Source organism: Hymenobacter sp. AT01-02 (assembly GCF_000961955.2).
GTDB lineage: Bacteria > Bacteroidota > Bacteroidia > Cytophagales > Hymenobacteraceae > Hymenobacter > Hymenobacter mucosus.
In genome coordinates this window covers 1-2,235 of sequence record NZ_JZIR02000176.1, presented here as the reverse complement: position 1 = coordinate 2,235, position 2,235 = coordinate 1, and the positions used below count along the sequence as shown (strand labels likewise).

At 60.3% G+C, this 2,235-nt stretch carries 4 protein-coding genes; all 4 read right to left on the bottom strand.

The window, feature by feature from the left end:
- Positions 1 to 352: hypothetical protein (locus tag VI25_RS22035; RefSeq protein ID WP_201783381.1), on the bottom strand; the 352-nt coding region annotated here is incomplete at its 3' end.
- 2 nt (positions 353 to 354) lie between these two features.
- Positions 355 to 858 (bottom strand): calcineurin-like phosphoesterase C-terminal domain-containing protein, encoded by a 504-nt coding sequence (locus VI25_RS22030; protein WP_055562901.1) that lies wholly within the window; start codon positions 856 to 858, stop codon positions 355 to 357.
- Positions 858 to 1,793 (bottom strand): metallophosphoesterase N-terminal domain-containing protein, encoded by a 936-nt coding sequence (locus VI25_RS22025; RefSeq protein WP_161807021.1) that lies wholly within the window; start codon positions 1,791 to 1,793, stop codon positions 858 to 860. Before VI25_RS22025 ends, VI25_RS22030 begins: the two co-directional genes overlap by 1 nt.
- On the bottom strand, positions 1,727 to 2,235 hold a 509-nt coding region (locus VI25_RS25425; RefSeq protein WP_201783380.1), incomplete at its 5' end, for a hypothetical protein. The genes VI25_RS25425 and VI25_RS22025, both read right to left, overlap by 67 nt.

The window sequence follows — 2,235 nt, the reverse complement described above, 5'->3', positions numbered from 1 at the left end:
CGTGATGGAAAAGCCCCGTGGCTTGGGCCTGCTGCAAATAGAGCTGACCGCGGTTAGCAATCAGACCGCCCGTAACCTGGGCCGGGCCCATGCCGTCGCCAATTAGCAAAATGATATTCTTAAGGGGCTTGCGCGGGCCGGCGTAAGGCGTCAGGGTCGGCACAGCGTACGGTTTGCCCGGCCCGTACTCGCGCTTTTCGAGGGGTACTTCCGACGCGAGTGCTACATCGGGTTGCTGCTTGAGAGCTTCAATTACTACACTGCGAGTCGGGGCAGACGCCTGGGGACGGGCACAGGACAGCAGACCTAGGCCACTTAACAGCAACACGGAAAAAAGAAAGGAAGAGGGCATACTCAGGGCAGCGAAGGATGGTTAATAGTCAGCACGCGGTAGGCCCGGGCCTGGAGGCCGCAGGGGTCGGTGGCGCGTACTTCAATTTTATGGGTACCCACTGGCAGGCCACTAGGCAGGCGGGCGCGCCAGAGGTGGGGACTGGGCTCGGCCTTACCCGCTAGGGCGGAGGCTTTGGCCGAAGGGTACACCCGGCGTTGCTGAAGTTGGTAGAGGCGAGCCACGTACGGGTCGGGGGTCACCACGGGGTAGGCCGGCTGCCACGCGCCGTCGTTGAGGCGAAACTCGACACGGGTTTTCGGGGAACCGGCAAACACGTTGATCATAGCTACGCTACGGGTAGAGTCGGCGGGCAAGTTCTGGGCCGGGTCCCACTCGGAATCTTCCGGCGTCCAGACGCTCATCTGGAAGGTAGCAGGGTATTGAGAGGCTTTATAAGCTAGCTGGTAGTTACTATGCTCGCCTACTTGCATCTTCCAGTAGCCCTTGGGCGCCCCACAATTCATTAGGCCGAGGGAATTCCAAAGATGTCGTGCTCTCCCTGCCACCAGCTGCCGCAGGTTGCACCTACCACTATTTCTTGCCAGGCTAATCCCGTCGGTTGCAGGTGGTACTCCCGCCGGTTGCGGTGCTCGTGGGCTGAGATGAATGCCACATTGGGGTGCCCGGCCAGCACGCGCAGCAGATCGGCTTTATTGACTACCTCGGCTAGGGGAATGTGCATAGCCAGCACGTGCAGTTGCTCAGGGTCGGAGTGCCGCAGGTAGTTGGTCATGAAATTCAGCTGCTCGCTTGATATGCGGCCTTCGTACTTCTTCTGGCCCAGATAGGCCACGTCGTTGAGCACCACAAAATGCGCCTGGCCGTGTTGCAGGGCGTAGTAGGAAGGTCCAAAGTAGCGTTGATAGGTGGAGTCGGCGTAGAGAGCGTCCTGTACCTCGTAGTTCTGATCGTGATTACCGAATACGGCATATACCGGCTTGCCCAGGGCCGCGAGGCTGGCCTTGGTTTTGGGGTACACACCCAGCTCATCGAAGGTAATATCGCCCAGGGTGAGGGCAAGGGCGTAAGGGTCGTCGTAGAGCTCCTCGGTTACTAGGTGGTTGAAGTGGTAGAGGTCGTCCTGGCTGCCAGCCTGTATATCCCCGAGCAACACCACGTCGTAGGCGTTTTTCTCCGGGGCGGGCCGAAGCGCGAAATCCGCGGTCTGGTGGGAAGCCGCAGTAGGTTGGTAGTACCAACTAGTGGATTGCGCGGGCGCATAGTCGCGGGGCTTTACCACAAAAATCAGGCGACCGGGCCGGGTACTCAGGCGGTAGCGGCCCTTACGGTCAGTGGGCACTATCTCGACGCCGTTGGACACCAGTACGCCGGCTACCCCAGCTTCGGAGGACTCGCGTTGGCCGTTGCCGTTCTCGTCGGCGAAGACAGTACCAGACACGGTGTGCGGCGTGAAGCGTTGGCCATATGCCAGGTCCCGGCCGGCCAGCAGCAGCCCGAACAACATAGGCAAGGCATAGCTAACGAAGCTGTTGCGCAATCAATTACTTGCTTAAGCTCACGTAATTCATCGGCCCCAACCAGCAGACCTGGGTAGTGCAACAGCTCCCGCCACACCGCCCGCCGCTGGGCGGCGGTGCTGGCCGGCAGGTTCCAGAAACGCACTTTCTGCCCATTTTTGAGAGCCTGCTGGCTAAGCTGCTTTAAGCGGGCTGCCTCGGGAGTAGGTATTTTTCCGGTTCCATCCCAACGAAAACTCTGCTGCCAGTCGCCATTCACGGTAGGAATGCTGGCGGCCAGCTGAGGCTGTAGATCAGAAAGCTGCCCGTCCAGAAAATACCACGGCCGGTCCGGGTCGGCCAGCACCTCGGGGGCGGGGGGTA